Consider the following 16,063-nt stretch of genomic DNA (forward strand, 5'->3'; position numbering starts at 1 on the left):
AAATTTTAAAAGACGAGACTATGAATTTGATCATTAGAATAATTGTTACCGCAGGATTGGTTTTTGGAATTGCTCATTTTTTGCCAGGTGTACATGTGGCTGGTCCTTTTACGGCAATGGTAGTAGCCGTTGTTTTGGGACTGCTTAATATTTTTATTAAGCCTATCATGGTATTACTGACCTTGCCTTTTACAATAGTGACTTTAGGGTTGTTTTTGTTGGTGGTAAATGCCTTGATTATTTTATTATGTACCAAGATTGTGGGAGGATTTACTGTTGATACGTTTTGGGTTGCCATGTTTTTTAGTATCATATTGTCATTATGCCAGTCTATTATTTATTCCATTATTGGTGATAAATAGGCTTTTAAAAAAATGTAATGGCTTTTTTTATTCTGAAGTTGGAATAGTGTAATTTTGGTCAAAGATTTTAACAGAATGAATATTAAATTCTTAATATAAATTTGAGCTGTATTTGGTTTCTTTTGGATGCCAAATGCAGTTTTTTTATGGATTATTATTCAGATAGAGATTTTTAACTTTAAAACAAAAAAACAAGAAGTAATTCAAATAACTATAATCAAATAAAAAAAATCATGAAAACATTAATTCTTGCCTTGACGGCTTTCTTTGCTATGGGAACTGCCGTATCAGCTCAAACGACTGTCACAGCTCCTAAAAAAGAAGTTCAAAAAACAATGTATACTTGTCCGATGCATCCCAAAGTAATAAGTGATAAAAAAGGGAAGTGTCCAAAATGTGGGATGGATTTGGTAGCGAGTAAAGAAACAGCAAATACTGCCACAGCAAAAGGAAACCAAGCTACAACTACAGTGAAAAGTAAGTATGTTTGTACTATGGATGGTTCTGCATCTGATAAACCAGGGAAATGCCCAAAATGTGGTATGGCTATGACAGAAAGAAAGAGTGAGAAAAAATAAATAAATCTGTAAAAGATTGATTTTTCTAACAGCCTTTTAAGAAGGCTGTTTTTTTTGTTTTAATTTTGGCAAACAGCAATGAAAATAGTTTTATGGAGTCTTATTTTATTAATCAAGATTTTAAAGTAAATGAATAATAATTTAAAGGAGCTTGCTCAATTATTTTTAAAACTAGGGATTATTGGATTTGGTGGGCCTGCTGTTCATATCGCAATGATGAAAGAGGAAGTGGTTACCAAGAAAAAGTGGATAACCGAGCAGCATTTTTTAGATCTGATAGGTGCTACCAATTTGATTCCTGGTCCAAACAGTACAGAAATGGCAATTCATATTGGTCATGAAAGAGCGGGTTGGAAAGGATTGCTGGTTGCTGGACTTTGTTTCATTTGTCCGGCGGTATTGATAACGGGATTTTTTGCCTGGGTATATAAAAAGTATGGGCAGCTACCTGAAATTCAGCCGTTTATTTATGGGATCAAACCGGCTATAATAGCCATAATCCTTTTTGCTGTTTTTCCTTTGGCGAAAAAATCCTTAAAAACGGTTGAGCTTTATTGTGTCGGAATCTTAGTTTTGATATTGTCGTTGTTGAAGTTTAATGAGTTATACTTGTTGTTTGGAGCTGGTTTTTTTGCTCTGTTCGTGTTTGGAATAAAAAATAAACTCTTTCAAAATACGGATCAAAATTTTCTGTCTATTGCAATTTTTCCTTTTTCATTTTCTCCCAATACTTCGATCTCCAATGGGAGTTTGTTTTTGATATTTTTGAAAATAGGGGCTATTCTTTATGGAAGCGGTTATGTTTTATTTGCTTTTTTGGATAGCGAGTTGGTTGCGACAGGCATTTTATCGCGTCGCCAATTAATGGACGCCATTGCTGTGGGGCAGTTTACGCCTGGTCCGGTGTTTTCTTCCGTTACTTTTATTGGGTATCAAATTAATGATTGGACAGGAGCTTTATTGGCAACTGTGGGAATCTTTTTGCCTTCGTTTTTGTTTGTCGCGTTGTTGAATCCGTTGGTGAAGAAAATGAGGAGTTCTAAACTATTCGCTGTTTTCTTGGATGCCGTAAATGTTGCGTCGGTGGCAATTATCTTGGCAGTTTGTGTAGATATGGGGATGACAACAATTACGGATTGGAGAACAATTTGTATTGGATTGACAAGTATTGTGATTGCTTTTTGGTTCAAAAATATCAATAGCAGTCTTATTGTAATTGGCGGTTCTGTTTTGGGTTATTTATTGACTCTTGTGTAGAAGTTTAATTTGTAGATTTGAAAAAAAATAATGTTATGTTGGAACTTTCAGAAATCTGGGTTTATCCTGTAAAATCGTTAGGTGGAATTTCATTGCAAGAGGCTCAAGTGACGGATCGTGGTTTAGAGTTGGATCGTCGTTGGTTGCTGGTAGATGATAGTGGACGATTTTTGTCTCAACGCGAATATCCTGAATTGGCTCTTTTTAGTCCGGATATTGTTGACGGATTTTTGAGAATTACACACAGAGTTAGTATGGAATTTGTCGATATAGAACTTCATCCTGTTTTTTCGGATGCGAATTCTAAAATTGAAGTAACCGTTTGGGATGATACTATTGATGCATTTGAAGTAAGTCCAAACACGAGCAAATGGTTTTCAAAATTTCTCGGTTTTTCGGTTCGATTGGTTTATATGCCAGAAGAAAGTGAACGAAAATTAGATCCGGATTATGCGATTAGTGGTGATGAAATTAATTCTTTTTCGGATGCGTATCCTTTTTTGATTATTGGGCAAGCTTCGTTGGATGATTTGAATGGACGCATGGAGGTTAGGGTTCCGATGAATCGATTTCGACCAAATTTTGTTTTTACCAATGGTGAGGCTTTTGAGGAGGATAATTGGAGGGGTTTTAAAATTGGGAACGTTTCTTTTGTTGGAGTAAAACCTTGCGACCGATGTGTGATGACAACAGTAGATCAAGAAAAGGGAGTGATTTCAGGGAAAGATCCATTAAAGACATTGGCGAAATATAGAAATTTCGGGAATAAAGTGTTGTTTGGACAGAATTTAATCGGACTGGGAGTGGGGACGGTGAAAGTTGGAGATTCCGTTCGGGTTTTGAGTTTTAAAAAATAAATTGGCCTTTTAGTTATTCCAGTATTATTTTGTCTATTTTCTCTATTAATAGATTTGTTTCTGATAATGCGAGTCTTGTTTTTTGCTGATAAGTAATAGAATTTTTTGTTTTTGGATTTTCAAATAAATGAATTTGTTTGATTTTGGATCCTATTTCAGCTAATTTCCAAAAGATGTCAGCATTTTTTGGGTATGGAAAATTTGTTTTTAGGATTTTTTTGTCTGCAGAATGGAAGCTTGATGAATGTAGAATGGCATATGCATAATCGAGAATATCCATTGGAGAGAAAGTTTGTCTGAATTCAGAACGAATCTCATTGTTGTTTGCCATGCAAACGTTGCCTTCTGGATCTTTTGCCAGTATAAAGTGCAAATTTATCTTGTGGGCTATTTGATTGATTATTTCTTCGGTTAGATTTGGAATTTTCCCTTCGTATAATTCCGTTGGAATATCGTGTTTATACGCTGTGCTTATACTGGCAAGATATTGTTCTAGAGTCATTGTGCTTTGATTTAAAGCATTGATTACTACAAAGATAAGATTTATTTGCGTTTCTTGTGATGTTTCTGTTTGATAAACCGATTACGCAATAGCTAGCAATGCTCTTATATTGCATTATGCCCCTCGTTTTGCACACGCGAGAGGGATAGAAACTAGCTACCGAAGTAGCGTGGATAGCCCGACCCCGCGAAAGAAAGGGGCTATATAAGCGAAAACAATATTTAAGCCCCTTTTTTTCGCGGGGTCTCGCCCAACTGATTTTAGCTTTATTTATTTCTCCTGTTAAAAGTGTATTTTGCCTCCTAATTTCTTGAAATAATTGTCTAAAATTCAAAATCTTAAAATACTTGTTTGGGTTGCAAAAATTTCATAATTTTGCAACCCAATTTTATAATGTAAATTAAAGAAGAAGATGGATATCAAAAGAGTAGCAATAGACGCTGTGAATGAAACGATTGTAATGACAGTTGTTCACATGGATTACAAAGGACAAGTAGCAAAAAGAATAAACGAAAAAATGCCTTTGGCAACTGTAAAAGGTTTTAGAAAAGGTGCTGTGCCTAAAGACCTTGTTGAAAAACAATACGGTAAGGCTATCAAACAAGAAGAAGTAAAGAAAGTTGTTGATTTGGCTTTGGAGCGTTTTGTGCAATCTGAAAGATTAAATCTTTTGGGAACTCCACTTCCTAAAGTTGACGAAAACTTCAATTGGGATGCTGAAGAATTGGTTTTTGAATATGAAATTGGTTTAGTGCCTAGTTTTGAATTAAACCTTGAAGCTAAAAATGATATCGTAAAATATATCGTTACTGCCGATGATAAATTAATTGACGGTCAAGTAGCACGTATCCAAAAACAATTTGGTACTCCAATTCCTCAAGACGTTGTTGTAGCTGACTCTGATATTACTGGAACTTTCTCTAACGAGGCTGAAGGAATCAACAATTCTACTACTATTGCTTTGGCAATTTTTAAAGATAAAGCAACTGCTGATAAATTCATTGGTAAAAAAGTAGGTGACGTAGTTACTGTAAACACTAAAGGTTTATTTGAAGATGACCACCAATTAATGGATTATTTGAAAGTAGGTCACGATAATGTTCACGGTTTGGCTGTAGATGTTGACTTTACTATCGAGGCAATCAACGGAGCTGAATTGGCTGAGTTGAACCAAGAATTATTCGACAAACTTTTTGGTGCTGGAAATGTAGCTTCATTGGAAGACTTGAAAGCAAAAATCAAAGAAGATGCTGAATCTCAATTTGCTCAACAAGCTGACCAAAAATTATTGGCGGATGTTCAAGAATTTTTGATTGAAAACACAAAATTTGATTTACCATCTGAATTCTTAATCAAATGGTTGCAAACTGTAGGAGAAAAACAATTGACTCCAGAAGAAGCAGTTGTAGAATATACAAGATCTGAAAGAGGTTTGCGTTTCCAATTGATCGAAGGAAAAGCAATGGCTACAAGCAATATCCAAATTACTTTTGAAGATTTGAAAGCGTTTACAACTAATGCTATCAAACAACAAATGGCTCAATTCGGACAAACAAATCCTACTGACGAAGAAGTTCAAGGAATTGTGGCAAGAGTATTGTCTAACCAAGAAGAAGTGAAAAGACTTTCTGACCAAGTTGTTGCAGCTAAATTACTTGAATTATTCAAGGAAAAAGCGAATCCAACTACTAAAGAAGTGACTTACGAAGAATTTATTGCCGCTTCTTACGGAGAATAATTTATAAAAAAATAAGTATATTTGAGCGTCAAACATATTTGTTTTGACGCTCTTTTGTTTGAATTAGATACTGATAAATGAAAATGATTTAAAAAGAGGGTTGTATTTGTCCATTAAAGGATGAAAAACGAGACAGTTTGTCACAAAAAACAAAAAGGAACAACCTTTGCTTTATCATTTAGACAGAAAAACATTAGAAACTATACCTTATAAACTTATAAACTTTTTAAAATGGACTACGGAAAAGAATTCAAAAAATTTGCTATTAAGGGTCAAGGGGTAAATGCAATGTACTATGATAAAATAGTAGCTGCGATGAATCCAAAAAATATGACTCCTTATATTATAGAAGAGCGTCAATTGAATATTTCACAATTGGATGTTTTTTCGAGATTAATGATGGATAGAATTATTTTCCTAGGTACAGGAATTGATGACCAAATCGCAAACATCGTTCAGGCACAGTTATTGTTCTTGGAAAGTGCTGATGCTTCAAAGGATATTCAGATTTATTTGAATTCGCCTGGAGGAAGTGTTTATGCAGGTTTGGGGATTTATGACACAATGCAATACATCAAACCAGATGTAGCTACGATTTGTACAGGAATGGCCGCTTCTATGGGAGCTGTTCTTTTATGTGCGGGAGCTGCAGGAAAACGTTCGGCTTTGCCTCATTCACGCGTTATGATTCACCAACCATCAGGAGGAGCGCAAGGTGTTGCTACCGATATGGAAATCAACTTACGCGAAATGCTGAAATTGAAAGATGAGTTATACCAAATTATCTCGCAGCATTCTGGGCAAACTTTTGATAAAGTACACAAAGATAGCGAGCGCGATTATTGGATGATTGCTGACGAAGCCAAAGAATACGGAATGATTGATGAAGTTTTAAGAGGGGTTTAAATTAGTTTAAAGTTTCAGGTTTTAAGTTGTTAGAATTGACTTGAAACCTGAAACTTGAAACTTGAAACATGAAAAATGGCAAAACAAGTATTACAATGTTCTTTCTGCGGAAGGAAAAAACCGGAAACCAATTTATTGATTGCTGGAATCGATGCTCACATTTGTGATAAATGCATCGAGCAAGCGCATGGAATTGTTCTGGAAGAATTAAAAACGAATAGAGGTTCAAAGCTGGTTGGTGATTTAATTTTAAAGAAACCAAAAGAAATCAGAGCTTTCCTTGATCAATACGTTATTGGACAGGAGCAAACCAAGAAAGTGATGTCTGTTGCGGTTTACAATCACTACAAACGTTTGATGCAACAGCAATTGGACGATGAAGTAGAGATTGAAAAAAGTAATATCATTATGGTAGGACAAACTGGTACCGGAAAAACTTTGGTAGCCAAAACGATTGCCAAAATGTTAGACGTGCCACTTGCTATTGTTGATGCAACTGTGCTTACCGAAGCAGGTTATGTGGGAGAAGATGTTGAAAGTATTTTAACTCGTCTTTTGCAAGCTGCTGATTATGATGTGACCAAAGCCGAAAGAGGAATTGTTTTTATTGACGAAATTGATAAAATAGCCCGTAAGAGCGACAATCCTTCAATCACTCGTGATGTTTCGGGAGAAGGAGTGCAACAGGCTTTATTGAAATTATTGGAAGGAACGGTTGTTAATGTGCCGCCAAAAGGTGGTCGTAAGCATCCTGATCAAAAATTTGTTGAGGTAAACACGCAGAACATTTTGTTTATTGCCGGTGGTGCTTTTGATGGAGTGGAACGTATTATTTCAAAACGTTTGAATCGTCAGGCGGTAGGTTATTCTACATCTAAAAATGTGGATAATATTGATAAAGACAATTTGTTGCAATACATTATTCCAAAAGACATCAAGGATTTTGGATTAATTCCTGAAATCATTGGACGTTTACCTGTTTTGACACATATGGATCCTTTGGATAGAGAAACGTTGCGTGCGATTTTGACTCAGCCTAAAAATGCTTTAATCAAGCAATATCAAAAACTGTTTTTGATGGATGAGGTAGAATTTACTATTACTGACGAAGCTCTTGATTTTATCGTAGAAAAAGCATTGGAATATAAATTGGGTGCTCGTGGATTACGTTCACTATGCGAAGCCATTCTTACCGATGCGATGTATGAATTACCAAGTTCTGATGATAAAAAATTGGTGATTGATATGGAATACGCCAAAGAAACATTAAATAAGAATTTATTGAAGCGTCTGGAGATAGCTTCTTAAGTTTAATTAAAAATAATTGTATAAAACCTGTTCGTCATTCGAGCAGGTTTTTTTATGAACAAAAAGGGAAAATCTGCGTAAATCACTTTGAATCTGCGGGCCATTTTTTTAGGTATAATATTTATTTTCAACATAAAATTGTCCATTGATTTTAAATAAATTGTAATTTTAAGTTCAAAAAAAAAATTTAGATAAAATGATAACAGTGCAAACTACCATGAATGTTCCGATAAAAATAGTTTGGGAATGTTGGATAAGTCCGGAACATATTACAAAATGGAACAATGCTTCAGATGATTGGCACACGCCCTATGCCGAAAATGATTTAAGGATTGGAGGTAAATTCAAGTCCACGATGGCTGCTAAAGATGGATCGATGAGTTTTGATTTTGAGGGAGAATACACTTTGGTGGAACAAAATAAAGCAATTAAATATGTAATGGCCGACGGCAGAAAGGTTGATGTATATTTTACAGAAACTCAAACTGGCGTTGAGGTTATCGAAAGTTTTGACCCGGAAACAGTAAATCCAGAGGAAATGCAGCGTGATGGCTGGCAGGCAATTTTGGATAATTTTAAAAAATATGTGGAGAGCCTTTATGTCTAAACATAGAAGGGATTTTTTTTAACTTTATATAATCTCCTAAAATCTTATTAACTAAAAAAAAAATCAAAATATTATGGCAACAATTAATCCGTATTTAATTTTTAATGGAAACTGCGAAGAAGCTTTTTTGTTTTATCAATCAGTTTTTGGTGGTGAATTTCCTTATGTGGGAAAGTTTGGTGACATGCCAGCAGATGCAGAAGGAGGAGGGGCAATATCTGAAGAGGATAAAAACAAAATCATGCATATTTCACTGCCTATAGGAAAAGATCATGTCCTGATGGGAAGTGACAGTAATGAAGCTAGCGGTGCGGTTGCAATTGGTTCAAATGTTTCGATTTCAATCAATGCAGAAAGCAAACAAGAAGCTGATAAACTTTTTGATGGGCTGTCCGCTGGTGGAAATCCTTTTATGCCGATGAACCAAACTTTTTGGGGAGCTTATTTTGGAATGTTTGTGGATAAATTCGGGATCCATTGGATGGTTAATTTTGATGAAAAACTAAGTAATTAAATCGATACATATGAAAATACTAAAATTTATAGGTTTAGGAATGATTAGTCTTATCGTATTATTACTAATCATCGCGCTCTTCATCCCAAACGATTATACCGTTTCGGTTTCAACAACCATTAATAAGCCAAAGCAAGTGGTTTTTGATTATGTGAAATTGGTCAAAAATCAAGAGAATTACAGTATTTGGGTTATGCAAGATCCAGATGTAAACATGGACTATCAAGGCATGGATGGAACTGTTGGGTTCAAAGCTTCTTGGGACAGCAAAGATGATAATGTTGGAGCAGGTTCGCAACAGATTACAGCTGTTTCTGAAGATAGAATCGATGTCGATTTGCATTTTGAGCGACCGATGAAAGGTGATGACAAAGCAAGCACGCTATTGGAATCTATATCAGCAAATGAAACAAAAGTTACTGCTGAATTTTATGGTCATTCATCTTATCCAATGAATTTGATGAACTTTGTAGGAGGAAAAATCATTAAAGATGCCGAAACTCAAAATCTAGCCAATTTGAAAAAGATATTGGAAAAATAGTGATGAGTTGTCGCTTAAAGTGATTATCGAATAAAATAAAAGTCATTCAAAAATCTAATTTGAATGACTTTTACTTTTATATAGAAATAGTAACAGGTTTCTAGGTATCAAGACCTTTGTTAATATTGGTTTTAGGAGTAGTTTTGACACATGTTTTTCCGCCATTACCACCACAAATATGACTGGAGGAGCTACAGGAAGTAATCATTATAACAGTTAGTAAAAGGAATATTTTTTTCATAGTGGCTTAGTTTTGCATTTTTTTCAATTGTTCGAGATAATCTCTTTTGTTGGATAATCTAGGAATTTTGTGTTGCCCTCCGAGTTTGTCACACTCTTTGAGCCAATCATAAAACAATCGTTCTCGCGCCACATTAATTACAAGTGGATTAAGAGTCATATTGTTGTAGCGTTTTGCTTCGTAATCGGAGTTTAAAGACTGCAGCGTTTCATCCAGCGCTTTTTGAAAAGCGGCAATGTCTTTTGGCTTTTTCTTAAATTCTATCATCCATTCGTGGCCTCCTTTTTCTTTGTCTTTCATGAATATTGGGGCAACGGTATAATCTACCACTTCGGTTTCAGTGATTTGGCAGGCTTTGGCTATGGCCTGATCGGTATTTTCTACCATTAATTCTTCGCCAAACACATTGATATGATGTTTGGTTCTTCCAGTAACTCTGATGCGATATGGATTTAAAGAAGTAAATCGAACCGTGTCGCCTATTAAATAGCGCCATAAACCGCCATTGGTAGTAATCACCATCGCATAATTCTTGAACAATTGAACATCCGCTAATCGAACGGCTTTTTGTTCAGGAGTGCCAAAAGTATCCATCGGGATAAATTCATAAAAAATTCCGTAATCGAGCATTAACAATAAATCACTGGAATTATTCAAGTCCTGAATGGCGAAGAAACCTTCGGAGGCATTATAGATTTCGTAGTATTTAAATTGGTTGTGAGGCAGTATTTTTTGGTATTGTTCCCTGTAAGGATCAAAACTTACACCTCCGTGGAAATACACTTCCAAGTTGGGCCACACTTCCATAAGGTTTGTTTTTCCTGTTTCTTCCAATATTTTGTTCAATAGCACCAACATCCAAGAAGGAACACCAGCAAAGCTGGTTACATTTTCATTTTTGGTTTCGTTGATGATTGCGCCTATTTTGGTTTCCCATTCGCTCATCAAAGAAATTTTGCTGCTGGGCGTACTGCTGAATTCGGCCCAAATAGGCATGTTCTCGATCAAAATCGCTGATAAGTCTCCAAAAAAAGTATTGTTGTTTTCGTAAATCTGAGAACTTCCTCCCAAACGGAGGCTTTTACCCACAAACATTTCAGATTCTTCGTTGTTGTTCAAATACAAACACAATAAATCCTTGCTGCCTTTGTAATGGCAATCCTCAAGTGCTTCGTTACTTACCGGTATAAATTTACTTTTGGCATTGGTCGTACCGCTTGATTTGGCAAACCATTTTATTGGGGTTTCCCAAAGCACGTTTTGTTCGCCTTTTCGGGTGCGTTCTATCAGGGGTTCCAAATCTTCGTAGGTCGAAATCGGAATTCTTTCGGTAAAGGTTTGGTATGATTTTATGGATGCATAATCATATTGTTTGCCAAAAACCGTTTCTTCGGAGGAACGGATTAGATTCATCAACAATTCTTCCTGAACCTCATTGGGATACTTCAAGAAAAGTTCAATCTGGTGAATTCTTTGTTTTAAAAACCAAGAAGCGATGGAATTGATAAATGATAAAGGCATCGGGATTTATGATTTATGATTGAAGATTAACGATTTCTGATTTTTACCTTTTAATAAAAGACAAAAAATTAAGATTTGGATATCGATTTACAAATATTAACTTTGCTTTTGTATCAAAAATAGTGTTTTTTTATAAAAAACAATTCTATTTCGGGTAAAGATTCCATTTAGGAATAGAAATCGAATAATCAGAAATCGTTAATCTACAATCTAAAATCCCAATGACTTACCAAGGCGTACTTTCTAAAATGCAAACCGAATTTGGAAATCCTATTCAATATTATTTGGTTTTCGAAAACAGTTTTTTGAACATGAATCAAGTATTGAACAAAGAGTTGGAAATTAACTTCGAGGGATACCAATGTTTGAATTGCGGCAAAAAGAAAAAAATATACCGCCAAGGTTTCTGTTACGATTGTTTCTATTCGAGTCCTGCAGTGGGCGATTGGATTATGAAACCCGAGTTGAGCACCGCGCATCTTGGGATTGAAGACCGTGATTTGGCATACGAGGAGCAGGTGCAGTTGCAACCGCATATTGTTTATTTGGCCTTGTCGAGCGAAGTAAAAGTTGGGGTGACCCGAAAAACGCAAGTGCCCACACGATGGATTGATCAAGGCGCGAGCCAGGCCATTTCAATTGTCGAAGTGCCCAATCGTTACTTGGCCGGAATTACAGAGGTCGCTCTCAAAAGCCATTATACTGATAAAACCAATTGGCGCAAAATGATCCAAAACGACATAGTTCATGTGGATTTAGTCGCCGAGAAATTAAAACTCGAAAAGTTAATCCCCGCCGAGGTGCAGGAATTTTATCATTTGGAGAAAAATGATGTTTACCAAATGCATTTCCCGGTATTGAATTACCCAAAAAAAGTAAACAGTCTTAACCTTGAAAAAGAGCATAATTTCAAAGGGAAACTAGTAGGGATTAAAGGGCAATACCTCATTTTTGAAGACGGAACCGTTTTCAATGTCCGAAGTTTTGAGGGTTATGTAGTTCGTCTGGAAATTTAAAGGTGTTATTTTTAAAAGGGTTTACTGGGTCAGTTCGCTAAAGCTACTATTGACCATTTTTGGTATCCAATTATGCTTAAACTTGTCATTTTGACGGAGGAGAAATCTCAGCAAGTAGCTCCGTACAGCGTGTGTGTACTTTGTGGAATAGCTAACTGAGATTTCTCCTCCTTCGAAATGACAATATTGTCCGCAGATACTGCATATGATAGCGTGGATTTGGCAAATCATCCCAAATACAAAATCAACTATTAAGCCAATTGCCCAAATCGCTTGTGGTAGGTGTTATAAGTCGCTGTTTTTCTTCCGTCATATGTCAAGCGTTATGGTTAATGGTTTATGGTCACTGTATTTTGTCCACCTTTCATAAGTTCCAATTTCAACATTTTCTAATTTGTCAATAAGATTTAAAGACGCAAAGCAGAAATCAATATGATATGGTCTGTCAATTTTTCGGTGCATGAAAAGGGTATTATCTTTTTCCTTTCCTTGGGTTTGATTGTGAAAATGATGATAAGTGCTGAAAATATTTTTGTTTTTTAAATAGTCAACAAGGTTTGAGTGGTTGTAAACTCTGTTTGGTTTGTCCCAAATTGAATTGCTATTAAAGTCGCCCGCAAGAATTACATTTTCATAGTCTAATAAGTTGCTGTAAAAATGAACAGCATTCCATACCTGCTCCGTATAGCAATCGTGTTTCTCAGGTTTTTGCGACCATATTGCAAAAACTATCAAAGTGATTTTTTCATTGTAAACAGATAATGGCAAAACGTATTTGAAGTCTGGGTTATGATTGTCGAGTAGTTTAATTTTGAAGTCGCCAAATGAAAAAACTCCAATGCCTTTATGTGGATTGTTGCCATACCAAAAAACGTCATTTGGTTGTTTTGTGTCAATTCCGAATACAAGTCGTTCTTGATTTTCGCACTCAGGCACAATTAGAATGTCTGGCTGTTCAGTCAGAATAAATTTCGCTTTTTTACGGAAAGCCATATTACAGTTCCAAGTTATTATTTTCATTCTGTCTTTAGTGGTTGTGTCGTTTGTTACAGTTACTTGCAACTCCTAAATATGCTATACAAACCTTGATATATAAAACCCAAAATTGGAGAACTTGGCAAAAGTTTGTTTCTATTTGTATTTTTTCAAATATAAAAAATAATAATAGCAATCCTACTTTTTCTTAATAACCTTTTAATGATTACTAAAAAGCCTAATCTTTCCCTTTAGCCCCGATAGTAGTGAAAATCCTCCCGATTTTTCTTCGGGAGATTGCAACGGATAGCGGGAACCATGTTGCTAAAAGAGCCCAATTTTTCTGCTCCAAAATCAAATATTGTAACTCAGGTTAATAAAAAAACCGCCTCACAATACAAAAATGGAGGCGGCTTTTAGTTTTAATTTTAAACAATTTATGGTGCTGCAGGTTCTGCAGGTTTTTTCTTTTTAAACAAACCATTGATTAAATCCCCGGCTTTCTTTTTTATATCTTCTTTTTGGGCATTTTGGGCATTGGTTTTTGTTGTGTCAGTGCTTGGTTTTGCGTTGGTGTTTAGGTATTTATCCAATGCTGAACTTCCTTTTTTAAGCAATTTATCTGATTGTTGTTTGGCCAATTGCATCGTTAAGTTGGTCATTACCGTTTTCATATCCGTCGAGATTTTCGGACTGCTGAATGACCCAGTCATCAATGCCGTTACAGGAATGTTGTCAAATTTGGCAGCATCCGCGGGCGACATTTTTGAGATATAGGCATTGGCTTCTTTACCAAGGTATTTGGCAGGAACATTAAACTTGATGTTGTAATCCATACTTTGGTCAAAACCATGCGTACCAGCAACAACCGCCTTTATGTCTTGGTATTTAATCTCAAATGGTTTTACGTTTACTTTTCCGTCTTTAAAAGTAAGAGCTGCTTTGATGTCATTAAGATTCACTTTGTTTAAATCAATAAATTTCAAATTGGAGGTCAATGCTGTTAACAAAGTCGAATTGTTCGAGTTTATGGTTGTAGAAAGTAATTGCCCAATCAAATCACCTGAGATTGTTTTCAAATCTGGAGTCATTTCAGTGGCATCTAGATTTCCGTTCAATTTGATGGTAGTGTTTATTTTTCCATTTACGATTCCGGCAATTGGAGCTATTTTTTTCAACATATCCAATTGGGTGAAACTTTGTTGAATATCAACTTGGTTCAGGTTTAAATTCATGTCGAAAATTGGTGTTTTTCCTTTTGTGGAAACGGATCCACTGGCGCCTATATTTCCACCAAAAATTGACGTTTTTACATTTTCCAACGTAACTTTCTCGTCTTTTATAATCATTTTTCCCGACACATCTTTTAGAGTAAGGTTGTCATACAAAACCGTATTGGCTTTTGCGGTAAGCGTACAATTTAAGAAAGCTGGTATTTTTAATGGTTCTGATTTCTTTGTTTTTGCAGTTGTGGCTTCAGTTGTTCCTGTAGCCGCAGGAGCAGTGCTGGTTGTCATGAAATCACTAACAGCAAGTTGGTTTGAAGACAGGTTGAAATTACCTTTTAGCTCTTGTTTTCTGAACAGGAAACCATAAAAATTATCCAAAACACCCGTTACGCTTAGGTCACTTTTTCCTGTTTTGGCATTGAATTGTTTCAAATGCACCTGGCTTGGGTTGAATTGAACTAATGCATTACTGATAGTCATATTTTTACCATTGGCGTCAGCATAATTGAATCCGGTCAAACCGATGGTTCCCGCATTGTTTATGTTTTGGTATTGGCTTTTTTCTACCGAAGCCATATCGAATTTGGTCGTTACATCCGCTTTCAAAATTCCGGTAAGCGGTTTGTCCAGTTTGATAGGATAGGCTTTAGAAAGATTGGCTAAGTTTATGGTTCCTTTCAAAGCGGCATCAACCAAAGCATTGGTGCTGATGTTTTTGATGTTAGCTTTTGCATTAAAAACATCTTGGTCTATTCGGAAGGAGAGCTTATCAAGATTAACATAAGTATCATTCATTAGCCCAGTTTCGTTTACAATCTTAGTGTCAATAATAATGCTTTGAACTGATTTTGGTAAGCTTGGATATTGAAAAGAACTGTTATTGGAAGCTATGGCAATGTTGAATTTTGGAATGGTGGTGTCTGTTAGCATTCCTTTTGCAAAACCGCTAACCGTAAAATCTCCTGTCGTTTTTACACCTTCTAAACTGGAAGAATAAGCAGCCGGAATCAATCCCAAGAAGTTCTTGAATGAGGAAGTCGGGGTTTTGAATTTCAAATCATAGACTTGTCCCGCATCGACCAATTGTATAAAACCGTCAAACTCTAACGGCAATTGATTGATTAAAGCTTTGTTCTCCTTAAAAGTGTATTTGCTTTTCTCTAAATCAATCCCAAGAACCGCATCTAGTGACAAGGAAACATTCTTCATGTAATTGATTTTGCCCATATCAAATGATACTTTAGCTGTTGACTTGGTGTTTAAATCCAATTTTGAGTTGCTAAAATCTCCAGTTCCTTCGTGATTCAAGCTGTCAATGACCATTCTCATTTGCGAAGCTTGGTCAAAGTATTGGAACTTGAAATTCTCAATTTGATATTTCTGTATTTTCAATGACAGAGGTTTGCTTTTTCCTTTTTCTTCGGGTTTATCGTCTTTCAAGGCAATGTCAAAATTCCCGATCCCGTCTTTGTTGAATATGATGTTGATGAAACCGTTTTTGGACGTGATTCCTTCAATTTGCATGGCTTCATCCTTGCCCTTAAACAATTCTTTGATGGACATTTTAAGGTTCAATTCGCCTAATGAAACCAAAGTGTCTCCTTCAAAAGGAGCCTTGTTGATGATCAATAATTTATCCAGTGTAACTGTCGCTTTAGGAAAATTTTTGAACAGACTCAAATCGGCATCGGAAAAGGAAACTTTTGCATCTACTTTTTCGTTGATGGCTTCGGTAATTTTGGCTTTTATTTGATCTTTAAAGAAATACGGAATGGCAAATAGGGAAGCGACTAGCACTACCAATGTAATTCCAACGATTTTTAAAATTTTCTTTAGCATATAGGTTGAATAATTTGGGTTATTTATACAAAAATAAGGGTTTATGATGTTTTGACTTATAAATTTATCATA

15 protein-coding genes are annotated in these 16,063 nt (G+C 35.6%); 11 read left to right on the plus strand and 4 right to left on the minus strand.

Annotated elements, in window-relative coordinates; genetic code table 11:
- The first annotated feature begins 20 nt into the window (after positions 1-20).
- The 4 genes from HQN62_RS05035 (at position 21) to HQN62_RS05050 (ending at position 3,054) form a co-directional block, all read left to right on the plus strand.
- A complete protein-coding gene (locus tag HQN62_RS05035) occupies positions 21-362 on the plus strand; it encodes a phage holin family protein (RefSeq protein WP_116796148.1) in 342 nt (113 codons plus the stop codon).
- Positions 363-595: 233 nt separating this feature from the next.
- Positions 596-940 (plus strand): heavy metal-binding domain-containing protein, encoded by a 345-nt coding sequence (locus HQN62_RS05040; protein WP_173503544.1) that lies wholly within the window; start codon positions 596-598, stop codon positions 938-940.
- A gap of 129 nt (positions 941-1,069) precedes the next feature.
- Positions 1,070-2,197, plus strand: coding sequence for a chromate efflux transporter (gene chrA / locus HQN62_RS05045; protein ID WP_173503545.1), 1,128 nt, complete (start codon positions 1,070-1,072; stop codon positions 2,195-2,197).
- Between the two features lie 35 nt (positions 2,198-2,232).
- Entirely contained in the window at positions 2,233-3,054 is an 822-nt protein-coding gene (locus tag HQN62_RS05050) for an MOSC domain-containing protein (RefSeq protein ID WP_173503546.1), read from the plus strand.
- A 13-nt stretch (positions 3,055-3,067) separates the two neighbouring features.
- On the opposite strand, the gene HQN62_RS05055 is transcribed toward HQN62_RS05050, so the two are convergent.
- Complete coding sequence (locus HQN62_RS05055; RefSeq protein WP_173503547.1) at positions 3,068-3,556, minus strand: type ISP restriction/modification enzyme; 489 nt, start codon at positions 3,554-3,556, stop codon at positions 3,068-3,070.
- Positions 3,557-3,968: 412 nt separating this feature from the next.
- On the opposite strand from HQN62_RS05055, the gene HQN62_RS05060 reads away from it, so the two are divergent.
- From HQN62_RS05060 to HQN62_RS05085, 6 genes are all read left to right on the plus strand, one after another.
- Positions 3,969-5,294, plus strand: a complete 1,326-nt coding sequence (locus tag HQN62_RS05060) for a trigger factor (RefSeq protein ID WP_173503548.1) — start codon at positions 3,969-3,971, stop codon at positions 5,292-5,294.
- Positions 5,295-5,525: 231 nt separating this feature from the next.
- Positions 5,526-6,200, plus strand: coding sequence for an ATP-dependent Clp endopeptidase proteolytic subunit ClpP (gene clpP / locus HQN62_RS05065; protein ID WP_173503549.1), 675 nt, complete (start codon positions 5,526-5,528; stop codon positions 6,198-6,200).
- Positions 6,201-6,275: 75 nt separating this feature from the next.
- On the plus strand, positions 6,276-7,508 hold the full coding sequence (gene clpX, locus HQN62_RS05070) for an ATP-dependent Clp protease ATP-binding subunit ClpX (protein ID WP_173503550.1): 1,233 nt from the start codon (positions 6,276-6,278) through the stop codon (positions 7,506-7,508).
- A gap of 196 nt (positions 7,509-7,704) precedes the next feature.
- Positions 7,705-8,115, plus strand: a complete 411-nt coding sequence (locus HQN62_RS05075; RefSeq protein ID WP_173503551.1) for an SRPBCC family protein — start codon at positions 7,705-7,707, stop codon at positions 8,113-8,115.
- Between the two features lie 73 nt (positions 8,116-8,188).
- Positions 8,189-8,629, plus strand: a complete 441-nt coding sequence (locus HQN62_RS05080; protein WP_173503552.1) for a VOC family protein — start codon at positions 8,189-8,191, stop codon at positions 8,627-8,629.
- 10 nt (positions 8,630-8,639) lie between these two features.
- A complete protein-coding gene (locus tag HQN62_RS05085; RefSeq protein WP_173503553.1) occupies positions 8,640-9,170 on the plus strand; it encodes an SRPBCC family protein in 531 nt (176 codons plus the stop codon).
- A 247-nt stretch (positions 9,171-9,417) separates the two neighbouring features.
- On the opposite strand, the gene HQN62_RS05090 is transcribed toward HQN62_RS05085, so the two are convergent.
- A complete protein-coding gene (locus HQN62_RS05090; protein WP_173503554.1) occupies positions 9,418-10,932 on the minus strand; it encodes a GH3 auxin-responsive promoter family protein in 1,515 nt (504 codons plus the stop codon).
- A 221-nt stretch (positions 10,933-11,153) separates the two neighbouring features.
- On the opposite strand from HQN62_RS05090, the gene HQN62_RS05095 reads away from it, so the two are divergent.
- Entirely contained in the window at positions 11,154-11,948 is a 795-nt protein-coding gene (locus HQN62_RS05095; protein WP_116796138.1) for a DUF2797 domain-containing protein, read from the plus strand.
- Positions 11,949-12,257: 309 nt separating this feature from the next.
- Here the strand turns inward: HQN62_RS05095 and HQN62_RS05100 are convergent, their stop codons facing one another.
- Complete coding sequence (locus tag HQN62_RS05100; protein WP_173503555.1) at positions 12,258-12,968, minus strand: endonuclease/exonuclease/phosphatase family protein; 711 nt, start codon at positions 12,966-12,968, stop codon at positions 12,258-12,260.
- A 392-nt stretch (positions 12,969-13,360) separates the two neighbouring features.
- Positions 13,361-15,991, minus strand: coding sequence for an AsmA family protein (locus HQN62_RS05105; RefSeq protein WP_173503556.1), 2,631 nt, complete (start codon positions 15,989-15,991; stop codon positions 13,361-13,363).
- Between the last annotated feature and the right edge of the window lie 72 nt (positions 15,992-16,063).

This window comes from Flavobacterium sp. M31R6 (genome assembly GCF_013284035.1).
Lineage (GTDB): Bacteria > Bacteroidota > Bacteroidia > Flavobacteriales > Flavobacteriaceae > Flavobacterium.

Coding starts and splice junctions, on each gene's coding strand:
- HQN62_RS05035 (WP_116796148.1), top strand. CDS start 21: ATGAATTTGATCATTAGAATAATTGTTACCGCAGGATTGGTTTTTGGA.
- HQN62_RS05095 (WP_116796138.1), top strand. CDS start 11,154: ATGACTTACCAAGGCGTACTTTCTAAAATGCAAACCGAATTTGGAAAT.
- HQN62_RS05090 (WP_173503554.1), bottom strand. CDS start 10,932: ATGCCTTTATCATTTATCAATTCCATCGCTTCTTGGTTTTTAAAACAA.
- clpP (WP_173503549.1), top strand. CDS start 5,526: ATGGACTACGGAAAAGAATTCAAAAAATTTGCTATTAAGGGTCAAGGG.
- HQN62_RS05100 (WP_173503555.1), bottom strand. CDS start 12,968: ATGAAAATAATAACTTGGAACTGTAATATGGCTTTCCGTAAAAAAGCG.
- HQN62_RS05075 (WP_173503551.1), top strand. CDS start 7,705: ATGATAACAGTGCAAACTACCATGAATGTTCCGATAAAAATAGTTTGG.
- clpX (WP_173503550.1), top strand. CDS start 6,276: ATGGCAAAACAAGTATTACAATGTTCTTTCTGCGGAAGGAAAAAACCG.
- HQN62_RS05085 (WP_173503553.1), top strand. CDS start 8,640: ATGAAAATACTAAAATTTATAGGTTTAGGAATGATTAGTCTTATCGTA.
- HQN62_RS05105 (WP_173503556.1), bottom strand. CDS start 15,991: ATGCTAAAGAAAATTTTAAAAATCGTTGGAATTACATTGGTAGTGCTA.
- HQN62_RS05060 (WP_173503548.1), top strand. CDS start 3,969: ATGGATATCAAAAGAGTAGCAATAGACGCTGTGAATGAAACGATTGTA.
- HQN62_RS05050 (WP_173503546.1), top strand. CDS start 2,233: ATGTTGGAACTTTCAGAAATCTGGGTTTATCCTGTAAAATCGTTAGGT.
- HQN62_RS05055 (WP_173503547.1), bottom strand. CDS start 3,556: ATGACTCTAGAACAATATCTTGCCAGTATAAGCACAGCGTATAAACAC.
- chrA (WP_173503545.1), top strand. CDS start 1,070: ATGAATAATAATTTAAAGGAGCTTGCTCAATTATTTTTAAAACTAGGG.
- HQN62_RS05080 (WP_173503552.1), top strand. CDS start 8,189: ATGGCAACAATTAATCCGTATTTAATTTTTAATGGAAACTGCGAAGAA.
- HQN62_RS05040 (WP_173503544.1), top strand. CDS start 596: ATGAAAACATTAATTCTTGCCTTGACGGCTTTCTTTGCTATGGGAACT.